Raw genomic sequence first — 16,138 nt, 5'->3', positions numbered from 1 at the left:
ATATTTATGCGCGCTTTGCAACAATTCATAAGGTTTATCCAGTACAATGGCCACCAAATTTGACCTTAACCACGTTATTTAACGAGAGATCTGGTATCACACTATGTCCAATTTCGAAGACTTAAACGTCGTCTCCCAAGAGGTTCTGATTACTCCAGCAGAGCTACAGGAGAAACTTCCAATTGGCGAGGCGGCATCGCAATCCGTAAACATCGGGCGCGAAACAGTTCGCAATATTCTCGACCGTAAAGATCCACGCCTTATTGTTGTAGTGGGCCCCTGCTCCATTCACGACACTAAAGCCGCTATGGATTATGCGCACCGCTTGAAGGCTTTGGCCGAAGAAGTGCAAGACACCCTGTTCATTGTGATGCGCGTCTATTTTGAAAAGCCACGCACCACAACTGGCTGGAAAGGCTTGATCAACGACCCCTATATGAACGACTCCTTTAAAATTGCCGAAGGGCTGGAGGTCGGGCGTCGACTCTTACTTGATATCGCCGAGCTTGGGCTTCCAACCGCTACCGAAGCACTGGACCCTATTTCACCACAATATTTGCAAGACCTTATTTCTTGGTCGGCAATTGGTGCCCGGACTACCGAGTCCCAGACACACCGCGAAATGGCCAGCGGCCTATCTTCAGCTGTCGGCTTTAAAAACGGCACTGACGGCAGCCTTACCGTAGCTATCAATGCATTGCAGTCTGTTTCTAGTGCTCACCGATTTTTGGGTATCAATAAGAATGGTTCTGTCTCGGTTGTTACAACCCGAGGCAATGCCTATGGCCACGTAGTATTGCGCGGCGGCAACGGCAAGCCAAACTATGACTCCGTCAGTGTTGCCATGTGTGAGAAAGAGTTGGTTGAAGGCAAGGTCGCTAACAACATTATGATCGACTGTAGTCACGCCAACTCCAACAAGAGCCATGAGCTTCAGCCCTTGGTAATGGATAACGTTAGCAACCAAATCTTGGAAGGCAACAAGTCTATTATTGGCGTTATGGTTGAAAGTAACATTGGTGCCGGCAACCAAAAGATTCCTGCCGATTTAAGTCAATTGGAATACGGTGTGTCGGTAACAGACGCTTGCGTCGACTGGGAAACAACCGAAGTTATGCTGCGCAGCGCTGCTGCCAAACTGCGGAATGTGCTGCCGAACCGTTAAGCAACAGATATAAAGCACATTAAAAAAGCCCGCTAACCTCTTGTTTAAGATCGACTATTTTTATAGTTGAACTTATAAGGGGTTAGCGGGCTTTTTCGTTTTAGCTGTTTGAAAACTTAGCTATTTATTAAAACACTCGCCAATCGATGATGAAAACTGGTTAGCGAGGATGCCTATATTTAATAGTAGGCTTGACTCTTATCAGTGTGATCAGTCAAATCGCGCACGCCAGCCAATTCCGGAACACGCTCAAGCAGGGTTTTTTCCACGCCTTGCTTTAAGGTTAAATCAACTGCGCTACACCCCTGACAACCGCCACCAAACTTGAGTACAGCGAAGTTGTCTTCGGTTATCTCGAGCAAGCTGACGTTCCCGCCGTGCGATGCCAAACCCGGGTTAACCTCGTTGTACAGCACATAGTTAATCTTATCGGTTACGGAGCTATCGTCGTTAATTTTCGGCATTTTCGAATTAGGTGCACGAATAGTTAACTGACCGCCCATTTTGTCGGCGGCGTAATCTACCTTCGCCTCGTCCAAATAGGCAATACTGGCGCCATCAAAATGCGCCGTAAAGCCTTCCAATTCCAGAGTTTCATCTTCTTCTTTTTCTTCCCCTGGGCGACAGTACGCTATACAGGTTTCAGCCTGAGCTGTGCCGGGATTAGAAACGAACATACGAATGCCAATACCTTCGCAATTCTGCTTGTCGAGCAGTTCACGGAGGTAGGTTTGTGCAGAGGGCGTAATAGTTACATTGAGCATAATGGGAAAAATACCGCTATTTAATACCTGATCAATTTAGTCAGGTATAGTATCGGATTCGCCCACCAATGTGAAATTGATTTTACTATACGAACAAAAGCTTAACGGTTATATGAACTGTCACAAACCTTATATAGGCCCCTAGCACTGCGTAGGTAACGCTAGCGATTAACGCCTAAAACTCACCGCTAGTTTTTCAAAACAAATTTGTCCGCCAGACTGTGCTGTAAACCGGCCATACCATTCAAGTTCTTACTTGAGTCCTCCATAGCGACTGCACGGGTTTGGATACCTTCTGCAACATTGGAAATAATCACTACGGTATGGGCGAGGTCACTTGTCACTCGGCTTTGCTCTTCGGCGGCGGTCGCAATACTCGCCACCATCGAACGTATTTTATCCAGCCCTTCAATAACCCCATCCAACGACTTAGCGGTAAGATCAGAATGCTCTACACAGGCATTCGCGGTGCGGCGGTTCTGCTCCATAATCTCGTTGGCTGAGGCAGACTTATTCTGCAAACTCTCAATCATCTGAGTAATTTCACTCGTAGATGACTGAGTTTTATTGGCCAGCGCCCTAACCTCGTCAGCAACCACAGCGAAGCCTCTTCCCTGCTCACCCGCGCGGGCAGCTTCGATTGCAGCATTTAGTGCTAGCAAATTCGTTTGTTCTGCAATACCCATAATCACTGACACAATTGAATCAATGTTTTCTGATTCATTGCGAAGCTCCTTAATAACGTTAGCGGCTTTATCAAGCTCAACATCTAAGGAGGTAATTAAGCTGCGGCTTTTCGAAACAATCACTTGTCCTTCTTGCGCAGATTGATAGAGGTCGCCAACCACGTCGCTAGTACTGCGCGCGTTACCGGCAACATCCTTGGCGGTGTATTCCATTTCTGTGGTCGCGGCGGCCAAGGTGGTCGTTTGTTCGCGCTGATCATCGATGTCTTGGCGCGACGCGGAACTCATTGTTGAGGCCGTGGTGGCAACCTCAGACAGGTTGCCACTTTGAACCTTTATTTCCCTAATAATTCTGGTTAGGCCGTCTACCAATTTATCCAGCGATTCAGAAATCAACTTGAACTCACCACTGGTAACATGATCACCAGGGTCGGTTAAATCGTTTCGTGCCAAACGGTCAAGGCGCTGCACAAGTTGTCTGAGTGGGCCGCGTACCCCCCGTACAACCAACGCAGCAACGACTACACCTACAACAATCGCCAACACAAAAGTAACTAAAATTGCCATCCGGCTTTTATTTAAAATATTGGTGGTTTCAGCACCAGTCCGGTCAGCTAGGTTACTTAAATCCTGATTGAGATTATTCAGTCGCTGTACACTCGTTTCCAATTCTCGACTGAGTTTGACCAATAATTCACGACTTTCACTCGTTAACTCAATTCTTAGTTGCTGCTGCTCGAGCACACCATCACTTTGGCTGATATGGGTGTATAATAGCCGAGTATATTTTTCTAACCGCTGCGCCATAATTGGAAATCGTTCGGTCATAATGTCGTGCTTAACTTTTATGCCCTGCCAAAAATACTTTAATTGTCGCGCCGCATTATCCAGCTCGGTATTAGCTCTATAGGATGGAACGCGCAGCATAATCGCGGCCGCTTCATTCGCATCTTGTTCTAATGAGTCCAACAACCAACGTGCACCCAACTCTGCATCCGTCAGCATAAAGCGCGTATCTTTTAGATCAGCCGCAAAATACTGCCAGGTTTCCTCAAAGGCTTTTAATGCCTCGTATTCAAGCTCAATTGTTCGCACCAGCTTTTCGTGACTAGCAATATGTTCGGCGCCGATACTTAACGCGCTCTGTGTTGAACCCAGCGCGCCTTTGATAGCGTTTAAAAAGTCAGCTTGATTTTTCGATAAATCCAAGAGCTTTTCAGACTCGCGCTGATAGGCATCGATTGCGGTTTTATACTGAGATTTAATCGGTGAGAGTCGCGACAGCTCATATTCTGCCGCATGCATACCAACCGCTTGCGAGGCTTGTTGTGCATAGAGCGTGGCGAGAGAACTACGCTCTAACATAGGAAAAATAGTATCCGTAGAAAGGGAAAACTGCTTAGATACTTTAACTTGGCTAACCAGACCAAACGAGGTCACCAGAAACTGTAAGCCTAGCACTACAGCAAAACCTACAATCACCTTCGATACAATTGACATATTCATTGATTACGCTCTAATTCGCTTAATATTTAAACCGTCGCACCCGACACACAAACGTATATTACTGTTCAAAATTAGCTTGTGCCTGCTTCCAGCGAGCATCCCAATAACTCATACTTCCATCGAAATCTGGGCTAAGCAAAATATTGCGAATATAATTTCCTCCCATAAAATCCATGCCAGCCTTGTTAGTTAAACGCAAAAAATCATTTTTGTAGGGTGCCGTTTGAATCACTTGCGGCTTAGAGTCCATATACTCGGCAAGCTGCGGCATTCCAGATTTACGGGTCTTAACTGTAGGTATAAAGCCAGACACGTCGGCAAAATCCGAGCGTGTTAACAGATAGTTCAACCAAGCCTTAGCCGTAGCTGGGTTTTTAGAATAGCGACTCACTGCCACACCCCAATCGAAATTCAGAATGCCTTTAGCTTCAGCACTGTTATCAAGGGGGAAAGGAATAAAACCAACATCGCGAGATTTGGCGCCCTCCTCGATTAACTGCGGTATGGCCCAGCTACCGAGAAAAAATAGCCCGGCTTTGTTCTGCGCAAACATCTTTTTTGAGTCTTGCCAAACATCAAATATAAACTCGTCTTCGCTATAGCCATTTTGAAAAATTGTACTGGCGATTCGCAGTGACTGAGCGTAAGGCTTGCCCTTACTAAATGGAGCCCGCTCATTCATCATGCCTTCGTAGTAATTACCATCATTACCCAGCACCATTACCGCCTTATCCCACTGCTGCAATGGCCAGCCAGCACCAACGTTAAGGTATATTGGTGTAACACCCGACGCCTTTAATTTTTCGCAAAGCTCATAGAACTCCGTCAAGGTTACCGGAGGTTTTGCAACGCCTACGCTGGTCATAAGTTTGCGGTTATAGATTAGACCCTCGGCGCTAACACCTTGGGTGTAGGCGTACTCTTTACCGTCGTGGCTCCAGCTATCCGCGAAATACACCTTATCGGACAACTTCATATCATTTAAAGGCAAAAAGAACTTAGAGTAGGCCTCTTTTGGCATATCGGTTGGCACCAAGATCACATCGCCGTAATCTCGACTTGCAAAACGTGCCGCCATTTCTTCGGCGTAACGCTCTACCAGTACCACGCTTACCTTAGCTTTAGGGTTAAGCTGCTGAAATTCTTTCGCCCAACGCGCAAAATTGCCGTTGCGAACGAGGTCTCCACGATTGGTAAAAACTGATATAGAGCCACTCACCTCTGCAACGGCTGGCAGCGGCAACGACATCAATAGCAACAGCAGAAATCGATAAATCACGTTTGCATCTCCAAAAGCCAAGGTTATGCTTACCCCTGCTTATGTAATCGTTTGTAAAATTTAGCCTGCCACTCGGTTTAACCACACCAAATATTTGTGTAGTTCCCCCTAACAGCTAAGAGTCTTAACCGCCAAAGGTTCTAACAACCCGAAAAACAGGCATTTTGGACGCGCACAAGTAAAAATGTGTTGATCCTTTGTTTTAGTGTAGCAGAGCAATTTTAGAGGCGTGGCAGCAAGATAGATGTTTTTGCGCGCCACGATAATGCTCGGGTGCGACAACCCATAAAGGATGCGCTGACTGCGCGATTTTGGTAACATGCGCGACCTATATCAAAACTTATTGATATAGGTCGCTTTACTAAAGCCCATAAGCCACCACGCTATGGCATCGATTGAACTAACAACACCGGTAACTGACTCCTAACCACGGGTAGATATAGAATGACATTGGATTTAACTCGCCAAGAAGCCTTTAAAGAAGCACTTCAGAAACGTATTTTGATTCTGGATGGGGCTATGGGCACAATGATTCAGCGTTACAAATTTAAGGAAGCTGATTATCGCGGCGAGCGCTTTAGTGACCATCACCTAGATCTAATCGGTAACAACGATCTACTCACCCTGACCCAACCGGACATCATTCGCTCAATACACCAAGAATATTTGGATGCCGGTGCCGATATTATTGAAACCAACACTTTCAACTCGAACCGTCTATCGCAAGCCGATTACAACCTCGAGCCGCTGGTATTCGAGCTGAACGAAACCGCCGCAAAATTGGCTCGCGAGGCTGCCGATGCCGCCTCAACCCCAGATAAACCACGCTGGGTGGCCGGTGTTATTGGCCCCTGTAACCGCACCGCGAGTATGTCGCCCGACGTTAACGACCCCAGCGCGCGCAACGTCACCTTCGATATGCTGGTCGAGCACTACACAGAAGCAACTAAAGGTCTTATTGCCGGCGGCACCGACATCATTCTTATCGAAACAATATTCGATACACTGAATGCCAAGGCCGCCGTGTTTGCCGTGCGCTCGTTGTTCAATGAGATTGGCTACGAATTGCCAATAATGATTTCCGGTACCATTACCGACGCCTCTGGCCGCACACTGTCTGGCCAAACCACCGAAGCTTTTTACAACTCGCTAGCCCACGCAAACCCGATATCGATTGGCCTTAACTGCGCATTGGGCGCGAAGGAGCTAGCGCCCTACGTAAAAGAACTCTCGCGAATAGCGAACTGTTACGTCTCAGCTCACCCAAATGCCGGTCTACCGAACGAGTTTGGCGAGTACGATCAAAGCGCGGCAGAAATGGCCGCTATTGTTAAAGATTTTGCCGAAAGCGGTTATATCAACATTCTTGGTGGTTGCTGCGGCACCACCCCGCTACACATCAAAACGGTTGCAGAAACGGTTGCGTCCATCGCGCCGCGCACAATCCCAGAGATAGCCCCAGCCTGTCGTCTTTCCGGTTTAGAGCCCTTTAACATCACTTCCGACTCGCTGTTTGTGAATATCGGCGAACGCTGTAACGTTACCGGTTCCGCCCGTTTCAAACGGCTTGTACTTGAAGGCGACTACACCACTGCGCTGGAAGTTGCACTGCAGCAAGTCGAAGAAGGCGCGCAGATAATCGACATCAATATGGATGAAGGCATGCTCGATGCCGAAGCGGCTATCGTCAAATTCCTCAACCTGATCGCCAGTGAACCCGACATTTCCCGCGTCCCGATTATGGTCGACTCATCTAAATGGGACGTGATCGAAGCCGGTCTTAAGTGTATTCAAGGCAAGTCCGTCGTTAATTCTATTAGCTTAAAAGAAGGTGAAGCGGAATTCGTACACAAGGCACGCCTCTGTAAACTTTACGGCGCGGCTATAGTGGTAATGGCATTCGATGAAGATGGCCAAGCCGACACGATAAAACGGAAGACAGAAATCTGTGAACGCTCCTATAGAATTCTAGTCGACAAGCTTAATTTCCCACCGGAAGATATTATTTTCGATCCAAATATTTTTGCGGTCGCAACCGGTATCGACGAACACAACAACTACGCCGTCGACTTTATTGAAGCTTCGCGTTGGATTCGCAAAAACCTTCCTCACGCCAGTATTTCTGGCGGCGTAAGCAATGTCTCATTCTCGTTTCGCGGCAACAACCCTGTAAGGGAAGCGATACATTCAGTGTTCCTATACCACGCAATTCAAGCCGGTATGAACATGGGCATCGTAAATGCGGGGCAACTCGCCATTTACGATGACTTACCCACCGAGCTGCGAGAAAAAGTTTCCAACGTTATTTTTAACAAGAGTAACGATGCAACCGAAGAACTGCTCAATATAGCCGAACAGTTTCGCGGTGACGGCAAACAACAAGACAACAAGCAAGACCTTGAATGGCGCGAGTGGCCGGTCAACAAGCGTTTAGAGCACGCACTGGTTAAAGGTATTACCAGCTTTATTATCGAAGATACGGAAACCGCGCGCCTAGACAGTGCCCGCCCTCTCGATGTTATTGAAGGCCCGCTGATGGACGGTATGAACGTCGTCGGTGATCTATTCGGTGCGGGTAAAATGTTTTTGCCTCAGGTCGTAAAGTCAGCACGTGTTATGAAGCAAGCCGTCGCTCATCTACAGCCTTTTATTGAGGCTGCAAAAGATGGTAAAAGCGAACCCAATGGCAAAATATTAATGGCTACCGTAAAAGGTGATGTCCATGATATCGGCAAGAATATTGTTGGCGTTGTTCTGCAGTGCAACAACTTTGAAGTGATCGACCTCGGCGTAATGGTGCCCTACGATAAAATCCTAAAAGTCGCAGTAGAAGAAAAGTGTGACATTATCGGTTTGTCTGGGCTTATCACACCATCGCTCGACGAAATGGTAACGGTCGCAAAAGAAATGCAGCGGCAAAATATTAATATGCCACTGCTTATTGGTGGAGCCACCACATCTAAAGCGCACACCGCCGTTAAAATCGATCCGCAATACAATTTAAATCAAGTGGTATACGTCGCCGATGCCTCACGTGCAGTTGGCGTTGCATCGCGGCTGATGTCGGTTGACCTAAGAGCGGATTTTGTTGCTGGCGTCCAAGCCGATTACGACGTTGTTCGAGCGCGTCGCGCCGCAAGACCGACTAACCGAACCGTCGTAACCTACAAAGAAGCCATCGAGCGCAAGCTCGCACTCGATTGGGATAATTTCAAAGCGGACAAGCCAACTTTTACCGGCACTAAAACATTGCTCGACTACCCACTAGAAACACTTGTGCCCTATATCGACTGGACACCATTTTTTATCAGCTGGGATTTAGTCGGTAAGTATCCAAAGATTTTTGATGACGAAGTTGTCGGCGAAGCCGCGACCCAGCTGTTTAAAGATGCACAACAAATGCTGAAACAGCTCATCGACAAGCGTCAAATAAAAGCCAATGCCGTATTTGGTTTTTGGCCAGCAAATACCGTCAACCACGACGATATTGAGCTGACCGTAGAAGGTAAGCCAGCACCGGTCATGCTCCACCACTTGCGCCAGCAAATCGCTAAATCCGGTGATAGCTCGCAATTTCGCTCACTTGCAGACTTCGTCGCCCCCAAAGAAACCGGCAAAACTGATTACATTGGTGGTTTCGCGGTAACAGCAGGTATTGGTGCAGAAGAGCTGGCAAAGGAATATCAGGATAACGGCGACGATTACAATTCCATTATGGTGAAAGCACTCGCCGATCGACTAGCGGAAGCTTTTGCGGAACACCTACACCACTTAGTTCGAAACAACGAATGGGGCTACGCTAAAGACGAAACCCTAAGTAATGATGAGCTCATTAAAGAAAAATATCGTGGTATACGCCCTGCTCCTGGCTATCCTGCCTGCCCAGACCACACAGAAAAGGCCACATTATTTAAACTGTTGCAACCTGAAAACGAAATAGGTTTAAACTTGACCGAACACTTTGCTATGTACCCAACAGCAGCCGTATCCGGCTGGTACTTCGCCCACCCAGAGGCAAAATACTTTAGCGTTGGCAATATCTGTAAAGACCAAGTAGAAGCCTTTGCGGAGCGTAAACAACAATCGCTGCAAGATGTTGAACGCTGGCTTCAACCAAATCTCGACTATGACGGATAGCCCTATGAGCAACAATCTAAATACACAGAGTGAGATGCCTGAACCTCAACCCAAGAAAAAACGCCCTAGCGTATTACGTTTAGTTTTAACAACGTTCGCTGCTGCATTTGGTGTACAAAACCAGGAAAACTTAGAAGAGGATTTTTCTCAGAAAAGTCCGATTCCCTATATTATTATGGGCGTTGTTTTCACAATGATTTTCGTTATCACCGTGGTAAGCGTGGCAAAATACGCAATCAGTTAGTTCGTATGTTGTCTAGAATACTGGGCGGGAAAGATTAAAAATACGCCCATAAAAAAACCCTCTAGCTTTTGGCTAGAGGGTTTTTTTATGCTGCTAGCGCTTATTTTGCGCTTGAATCAAGCCTAGATTATAAAGGCTTGTTACTTTGTTGCAGGCTTGAATAATCTACTGACCGCTAATCCAGAATACACAAGTAGATACGAATATCAGAATTAGTGCTACTGCAGCAACTGCGTCGGCAATGCTATCACCTTGTTCCATCATTTGAATTTCGTCTTCCATCGTCCCCTCCTAATTATTTTATTTTGGTTTGTAGTTTTAGGTACGACCTAACCGGCTACGTGACACTTAACAGCCGTCTTTCCGATCCAGCGAGCACTCAGGAATCAAACCCTCAACAACACTAGCTTCAATCTCCACACCGTGCTCCGCGTACACCGCTCGGTATAGCGAGCAATTCAACCTCAAATTACGCCACATGGCAACCCCTTGCGTCACTTTATGCCATTTCATTCTAAATACTTCTCAAAATAATCTAGAAATTAGTCTACGCAATGAAAATATCAGGTGCATATCGACCTCCAGCAACCGAAAATAGGGCAAATCGTGGCACCGGCCTATGCTGACCCAGCAACATGCATGATAGATACAATTCCTATCTGCGAGTTTAGTCCTAGCGCTCTCGCAGGAAACGGGGTTTTCCTGTATCCTGCCCGCCACTATTTTTAATGCGAACAGCTTCTATTTCAACGGTTTACCTAACGTCAAACATGAGTGTAGCTATTCATGGTTTTCATCGGTTTACTTGTCGTCGGCTTCAATGGCGAATAACCAGCAGCGGCTGGCGTTACGATAAAGCTTATTTTGTTTTTTGGCCCTAACCTACAGGTATCAAACTTACATGTACGTTTACGACGAACATGATCATCAGATCATCCGTGAGCGCGTGGCACAATTCCGTCGACAAACCGACCGATTCCTCGCCGGCGAACTCAAAAACGAAGAATTCCTTCCCTTGCGATTGCAAAATGGCCTCTATGTTCAGCGTCTCGCGCCCATGCTACGCATTGCCGTGCCCTACGGGATGCTTAACTCCAAGCAGTTGCGCAAGCTCGCACATATTTGTCGCCACTACGATAAGGGCTACTGCCACGTAACCACGCGTCAAAACATACAGCTAAACTGGCCTCAGCTAGAAGAAGTACCCGATATTCTTGCCGAGCTAGCTGAGGTGGAAATGCACGCGGTACAAACCAGCGGCAACTGTATTCGCAACACCACAACAGACCAATTTGCAGGCGTTGCACCCGATGAATCCATCGACCCACGCCCCTATTGTGAAATTATTCGCCAGTGGTCCACATTCCATCCAGAATTTGCATTTCTACCTCGTAAGTTCAAGATTGCGGTGTGTGGCAGTGAAGAGGATCGTGCAGCGATTCACTTCCACGATATCGGCTTACAGCTGGTTCGTAACGACAAAGGTGCGATCGGCTTTCAAGTGCTTGTTGGCGGCGGTCTGGGCCGTACACCGGTGATTGGAAGCGTAATTCGAGAATTCTTACCTGAGCAGGATTTACTCACCTATCTCGAAGCTATTTTGCGTATTTATAACCTTCAGGGTCGACGCGACAACAAATACAAAGCGCGTATCAAGATCTTGGTTAAAGCGATGGGCCCAGCGGCCTTCGCCGAAATCGTCGAAAAAGAGTGGGCGCAGATTTCCGAGACGCCAACACTACTAACCGAGAAAGAAATCAACCGAGCGAAGAGCTATTTTACCGCGCCGCCCTACCAAACGCTGGATGAAGCATCAGCGCAACAGCAACTGAACGAACAAGCGGCTTCAGAGAAAGCGTTTAGCAACTGGCTAAGCCGCAACGTGTGCGGGCATCAAATCTCCGGCTACCGCGCCGTGACGCTGTCCCTAAAGCCTACCGGCGTAGCACCAGGCGATATTACCGACAAGCAACTTGAACAAATCGCTGACTTTGCCGATCGCTACTCCTTTGGCGAAGTGCGTGCGACTCACGAACAAAATATCGTCCTCGCAGATGTCCCTGCAGCGCAGCTTTATGCCCTATGGCAGGAACTCCGTCCGGCGGGTTTTGCAACCGCCAATATCGGTACACTAAACGATATGATCTGCTGCCCCGGCGGCGACTTCTGCTCCCTAGCTAACGCTAAGTCAATTCCGATCGCTGAAGCCATTCAACGTGAGTTTGATGACTTGGATTACCTCTACGACCTCGGTGATATAGATCTCAATATTTCCGGCTGTATGAACGCCTGTGGCCACCACCACATAGGGCATATTGGTATTTTAGGGGTCGACAAGAAGGGTGAGGAATTTTATCAAGTACAGCTTGGCGGCAACGCTGGAAAACAAGCGGCGCTAGGTAAGGTACTCGGCCCATCATTCGGCGCCGATGAGATGCCCTCAGTCGTTCGCAAAGTGATCGACGTATTTGTCGCAAACCGTATTGATGGCGAAACCTTTTCAGAAACCTACCTACGAGTAGGAATCGAACCGTTTAAGGAGCGTGTATATGCCAAAGCTAGTTAAAAACGGCCAGTTAGGTGATGACACAACCGTTGTTGTAACCGACGCATCAATGCTTACAGACGCTGTAGTCGAGTCGGCGGACTTTGTAGTGAGCTTAGACTTATACAATCAACTTCTCAGCGAAGCCCCAGAGAAAGCGGCAAAAGCTGGCTTGTTACTGAATGGTGACCAAGATCCTGCCAGCGTTAAACAACTGGTTAAGCAGGTTTCACTTATCTGTATCGAGTTCCCCGTATTTACTGACGGCAGAGGCTTTTCTCTAGCGCGGATGATTCGTGACCACTTCGATTACACCGGTGAATTGCGTGCGACTGGCGCATTTATTCAAGATCAACTGTTCTTTCTTAAACGTTGCGGATTCAGCAGTTTCGTTGTAGCCGACGAAACTAAGCTGGAATCTGCTATTCAAAGTTTGAACGATTTTACTGACTGCTATCAAGCCGCAGCGGATGAACCACAACCCCTCTATCGCCGTCGCTAACCGCGCCAGTGTTTCTCTGGGGTCGAGCACTTAAGCTCTCGACCCCAGAGCATTTAATAAAAAGAGCTGTTCAATTCTTCTACACAAAAACACTGACCCATCCCTATCGGCTTGCGATTGGTATGACTCGGTATACCTTTCACTTCACCACCGAACCACCGCCGCACGCATTTTTGAATTACACTTACAACAGGGTTTTTAGCTCTACCCTCATTTATCAGCAATAGGCACGGTGATGGACGGCTCTATATTTAACGCATTTTTTCTCATCTTTTGTGGTGCAGCCATTCTCGCATCCATTGCGCTCTACACACGCCAACCGTTGCTTGTCGCCTATATTGTTGTCGGCGTTTTACTTGGCCCCCATGGGTTTTCCGCCATTACTGATATCAATGCGATTTCCGACCTCTCTGAAATTGGAATTGTATTTTTGCTTTTCTTGCTCGGTTTAGACATGCAACCGAAAGCGCTAATCTCAGTACTCAAGAGCGCGACCAGCATCGCATTAGTGAGCAGTGCAACATTTGCCGCAATTGGCTTTTGCGTGGGGCTACTATTCGGTTTCAGTTATCCCGAAGCCGGCGTGATCGCCATGGCCTCGATGTTTTCCAGCACCATTATCGGCATCAAACTTCTACCAACTACGGTTCTTCATCACAAGCATACCGGCGAGCTAATGATCGGCTTGCTGCTAATCCAAGATTTTCTCGCAATCATTTGCTTGCTAGTACTTTTAAGTGGCGGCCGAGGCGATTCACAACTGATTGAACTTAGTATTACCCTGCTAGCAATGCCATTACTAGCAGGGTGCGCCTACTTGATGGTGAAATGGGTAATTACGCCACTCATCGCTAAGTTCGACCGTTTCCATGAATATATCTTTTTAGTCGCCATTGGCTGGTGCCTAGGTTTGGCACAACTAGCTCACGCATTTCATTTATCAGTGGAAATTGGCGCTTTTATTGCGGGAATTTCTATTGCCACAAGCCCTATTGCACAGTACATCGCCTTAAACCTTAAACCTTTGCGCGACTTTTTTCTTGTCCTGTTCTTCTTTTGCTTGGGGGCTCGTCTCAATATTGATCTGTTGCCATCAGTGTTATTGCCGGCAATTTTCTTGGCGTCTGCACTATTGATTCTTAAGCCGGTAGTGTTTTTCGGGCTGCTAAAAAGACAGAGTGAAAAATCGGCTTTGGCGTGGGATATCGGCTTTCGCCTGGGGCAGATTAGTGAATTCTCACTATTAATTGTTTTTGTAGCGACAACTTCGGGGATTATTGGTGAGGCGGCGTCGGTATTAATCCAGACCGCCGCTATATTGAGCTTTGTCGTTTCCAGTTACATCGTTATTTTCAACTTCCCGAACCCTATTGCAGTTTCCGACAAGTTACGACGAGACTAGCCTCAAAACCACTTGCCTCGCCTCGTCTAAACACCACGCTATTATTACCTAGCTAAAGAAGCGGAAATTCATCTTGTGCAAAAGGTTGGTAAGAATATTTTCTGCGGCGTGCTCTACGCCAATACCTAGCTTTTCTTGCAATGATTTTTTCTGCACATACTCAACCTCAAATACATCCGCCTCTTCACAGCGATCTAGTAGATACTGATCCGATGTTTGAATGTCATCGACAAGCTTCTGTGCCAAGGCGCGACTACCAAACCAGATTTCTCCCGTGGCAACCGCATCAATGTCCACCTGTCCGCGGTGCTCAGTAATAAATGACTTAAATAACTCGTGGGTATCTTCTAGGTCTTCGACGAACTTAGAGCGACCCTTTTCAGTATTTTCACCAAACATGGTCAAGGTGCGCTTATATTCACCTGCGGTAAGCAATTCGTAGTCGATATCATTCTTTTGCAATAACTTGTGGAAGTTAGGTAATTGCGCAACCACACCGATCGAACCAATAATCGCGAACGGCGCGGCAACAATCTGATTTGCGACACAGGCCATCATATAGCCACCGCTTGCAGCGACCTTGTCGATACACACGGTTAAAGGGATGCCCTTCTCCGTAATTCGGGCCAATTGGCTCGACGCTAAACCGTAGCTATGTACCATGCCGCCTTGGCTTTCTAAGCGTACAACGACTCGATCCGTTTTTTGAGCTAATGAAAGAATACCGGTAATAACCTGGCGTAAGCCTTCAGTTGCAGAGGCTTTTATATCGCCATCGAAGTCGATAACAAAAATTCGCGAACGCGTATCGGACGAGTCGCTATCACCCGGCACGTCAACATCAGATTTATCAGCGTTAGATTTGGCTTTTTTTGCAGCGACTTTTGCCTGCTTTGCGGCTAGTTTATCGTCCTTTTTCTGCTGCTTCTGCTCGGCCTTTAGGGTTTTCTCGTCAACAACGACGGCTTGAATCCCCTCTCGAATATGCTTGTACTTTTCATTTAATTTACGGACTTCGAGATGTCCTTTTTCGTGTGTCTGGTTCTTCATTCCGGCAGCAACAACAATTGCGACAACGACTGCAATGGCGATAACAAAGGTCACTGTTTTAGCCAAAAACAGCCCGTATTCACTTAAAAATTCCAAGGGGGAGTACTCCAAACTTACCGATTAAAAAAATAAAGAAAAAAGAAATTGGATGGGGTGCTACTGCCATTGACGCACAGATTTTTCGGCAACGTCGTTCATTGGCTTGGCAAGCAGGCCCGTCGAGCTTAATGAGATTTCGTACAACGCGCCATCTGCCATCGGCAGGTAGGTTGCGTTGCCGTAAGCCGCCTCAACGCCAGGCACATAGTCACCATAGGCTTTCGCCCAAGCCCAGAAATCTACCCAGTATTCACTGCTACTGAGCTGATGAAGCGTTCTGGGTTTGCGGTATTCATCTTCGAGCGAATAATAACGACCACTTAAGCGGTCAAAACGATAACCCGGTTTAGCACCAAACTGCTCGATCAACCCCGACCACTTTATGATTCGCGCATCGATCTGCCATTGATCGCCGCGCAAATCAAAGGTTTGCTCACTGCCGTCGCGGATCAACACCAAGGTAGCCGAGTAATGTTGGTTTTCTACCTCACTAAAACTCAAGGTTGCGAGAATTTTATTTTTAGTTAACTGACGGTAGCTAAACATATCCATGGCGGTAAGTGCGAAAAGTACCGCAAGCGTGATCAGCAGCAACCCCATCGTGCCCCGCAACCAGCTCATAAACCACCCAGCACGGGCAACAAGCCGCAAACCTAGCGCAACAGCCACTAAGGCAAAAATAATCGTAATGCCTGCAAAGGCGGTGTATAACATATCGGGTCCTAAAATCTTAAACTACGCGTGTAAGTTAAGCGGTTC

General features: G+C 47.3%; 12 protein-coding genes. 6 read left to right on the top strand and 6 right to left on the bottom strand.

Annotated features, from left to right (window positions below; genetic code table 11):
- The first annotated feature begins 103 nt into the window (after nt 1-103).
- Nucleotides 104-1,165: a 3-deoxy-7-phosphoheptulonate synthase gene (locus IDZ20_RS10025; RefSeq protein WP_188151296.1), complete on the top strand. Its 1,062-nt coding sequence runs from the start codon at nt 104-106 to the stop codon at nt 1,163-1,165.
- 179 nt (nt 1,166-1,344) lie between these two features.
- Here IDZ20_RS10025 and nfuA read toward each other — a convergent pair whose 3' ends face one another.
- From nfuA to IDZ20_RS10010, 3 genes are all read right to left on the bottom strand, one after another.
- Nucleotides 1,345-1,929, bottom strand: a complete 585-nt coding sequence (gene nfuA, locus IDZ20_RS10020; protein ID WP_188151295.1) for a Fe-S biogenesis protein NfuA — start codon at nt 1,927-1,929, stop codon at nt 1,345-1,347.
- Nucleotides 1,930-2,117: 188 nt separating this feature from the next.
- A complete protein-coding gene (locus IDZ20_RS10015) occupies nt 2,118-4,121 on the bottom strand; it encodes a methyl-accepting chemotaxis protein (protein WP_188151294.1) in 2,004 nt (667 codons plus the stop codon).
- 58 nt (nt 4,122-4,179) lie between these two features.
- A complete protein-coding gene (locus IDZ20_RS10010) occupies nt 4,180-5,400 on the bottom strand; it encodes an ABC transporter substrate-binding protein (RefSeq protein ID WP_188151293.1) in 1,221 nt (406 codons plus the stop codon).
- 444 nt (nt 5,401-5,844) lie between these two features.
- Between IDZ20_RS10010 and metH the strand changes: the two genes are divergently transcribed.
- Nucleotides 5,845-9,537 carry a methionine synthase gene (gene metH / locus IDZ20_RS10005; protein ID WP_188151292.1) on the top strand — a complete coding sequence of 1,231 codons (3,693 nt, stop codon included), beginning with the start codon at nt 5,845-5,847 and terminating at the stop codon, nt 9,535-9,537.
- Between the two features lie 4 nt (nt 9,538-9,541).
- A complete protein-coding gene (locus IDZ20_RS10000; protein ID WP_188151291.1) occupies nt 9,542-9,781 on the top strand; it encodes a DUF2970 domain-containing protein in 240 nt (79 codons plus the stop codon).
- A gap of 348 nt (nt 9,782-10,129) precedes the next feature.
- Here the strand turns inward: IDZ20_RS10000 and IDZ20_RS09995 are convergent, their stop codons facing one another.
- Complete coding sequence (locus IDZ20_RS09995; RefSeq protein WP_188151290.1) at nt 10,130-10,294, bottom strand: hypothetical protein; 165 nt, start codon at nt 10,292-10,294, stop codon at nt 10,130-10,132.
- 388 nt (nt 10,295-10,682) lie between these two features.
- Here IDZ20_RS09995 and IDZ20_RS09990 point away from each other — a divergent pair, with 388 nt between their 5' ends.
- From IDZ20_RS09990 to IDZ20_RS09980, 3 genes are all read left to right on the top strand, one after another.
- Nucleotides 10,683-12,347: a nitrite/sulfite reductase gene (locus IDZ20_RS09990; protein ID WP_188151289.1), complete on the top strand. Its 1,665-nt coding sequence runs from the start codon at nt 10,683-10,685 to the stop codon at nt 12,345-12,347.
- Nucleotides 12,331-12,828, top strand: a complete 498-nt coding sequence (locus IDZ20_RS09985; RefSeq protein ID WP_188151288.1) for a DUF934 domain-containing protein — start codon at nt 12,331-12,333, stop codon at nt 12,826-12,828. Before IDZ20_RS09990 ends, IDZ20_RS09985 begins: the two co-directional genes overlap by 17 nt.
- A 235-nt stretch (nt 12,829-13,063) precedes the next feature.
- Nucleotides 13,064-14,230 (top strand): cation:proton antiporter, encoded by a 1,167-nt coding sequence (locus IDZ20_RS09980; RefSeq protein WP_188151287.1) that lies wholly within the window; start codon nt 13,064-13,066, stop codon nt 14,228-14,230.
- A 48-nt stretch (nt 14,231-14,278) separates the two neighbouring features.
- On the opposite strand, the gene sohB is transcribed toward IDZ20_RS09980, so the two are convergent.
- Together sohB and IDZ20_RS09970 are read right to left on the bottom strand one after the other, a co-directional pair.
- Complete coding sequence (sohB, locus tag IDZ20_RS09975; RefSeq protein ID WP_188151286.1) at nt 14,279-15,376, bottom strand: protease SohB; 1,098 nt, start codon at nt 15,374-15,376, stop codon at nt 14,279-14,281.
- 60 nt (nt 15,377-15,436) lie between these two features.
- Nucleotides 15,437-16,093 carry a multidrug transporter gene (locus IDZ20_RS09970; RefSeq protein WP_188151285.1) on the bottom strand — a complete coding sequence of 219 codons (657 nt, stop codon included), beginning with the start codon at nt 16,091-16,093 and terminating at the stop codon, nt 15,437-15,439.
- Nucleotides 16,094-16,138: the final 45 nt, after the last annotated feature.

The organism is Teredinibacter waterburyi (genome assembly GCF_001922985.1).
Taxonomy (GTDB): Bacteria; Pseudomonadota; Gammaproteobacteria; order Pseudomonadales; family Cellvibrionaceae; genus Teredinibacter; species Teredinibacter waterburyi.
The sequence above is the reverse complement of the archived record's forward strand: the minus strand, read 5'-3'. Positions and strand labels throughout refer to the sequence as shown.

Bases quoted from the DNA above. Each gene is read 5' to 3' on its own strand.
- nfuA (WP_188151295.1), bottom strand. From the start codon at position 1,929: ATGCTCAATGTAACTATTACGCCCTCTGCACAAACCTACCTCCGTGAA.
- IDZ20_RS09990 (WP_188151289.1), top strand. From the start codon at position 10,683: ATGTACGTTTACGACGAACATGATCATCAGATCATCCGTGAGCGCGTG.
- IDZ20_RS09980 (WP_188151287.1), top strand. From the start codon at position 13,064: ATGGACGGCTCTATATTTAACGCATTTTTTCTCATCTTTTGTGGTGCA.
- IDZ20_RS10025 (WP_188151296.1), top strand. From the start codon at position 104: ATGTCCAATTTCGAAGACTTAAACGTCGTCTCCCAAGAGGTTCTGATT.
- IDZ20_RS09995 (WP_188151290.1), bottom strand. From the start codon at position 10,294: ATGAAATGGCATAAAGTGACGCAAGGGGTTGCCATGTGGCGTAATTTG.
- IDZ20_RS09985 (WP_188151288.1), top strand. From the start codon at position 12,331: ATGCCAAAGCTAGTTAAAAACGGCCAGTTAGGTGATGACACAACCGTT.
- IDZ20_RS10000 (WP_188151291.1), top strand. From the start codon at position 9,542: ATGAGCAACAATCTAAATACACAGAGTGAGATGCCTGAACCTCAACCC.
- IDZ20_RS09970 (WP_188151285.1), bottom strand. From the start codon at position 16,093: ATGTTATACACCGCCTTTGCAGGCATTACGATTATTTTTGCCTTAGTG.
- metH (WP_188151292.1), top strand. From the start codon at position 5,845: ATGACATTGGATTTAACTCGCCAAGAAGCCTTTAAAGAAGCACTTCAG.
- IDZ20_RS10015 (WP_188151294.1), bottom strand. From the start codon at position 4,121: ATGAATATGTCAATTGTATCGAAGGTGATTGTAGGTTTTGCTGTAGTG.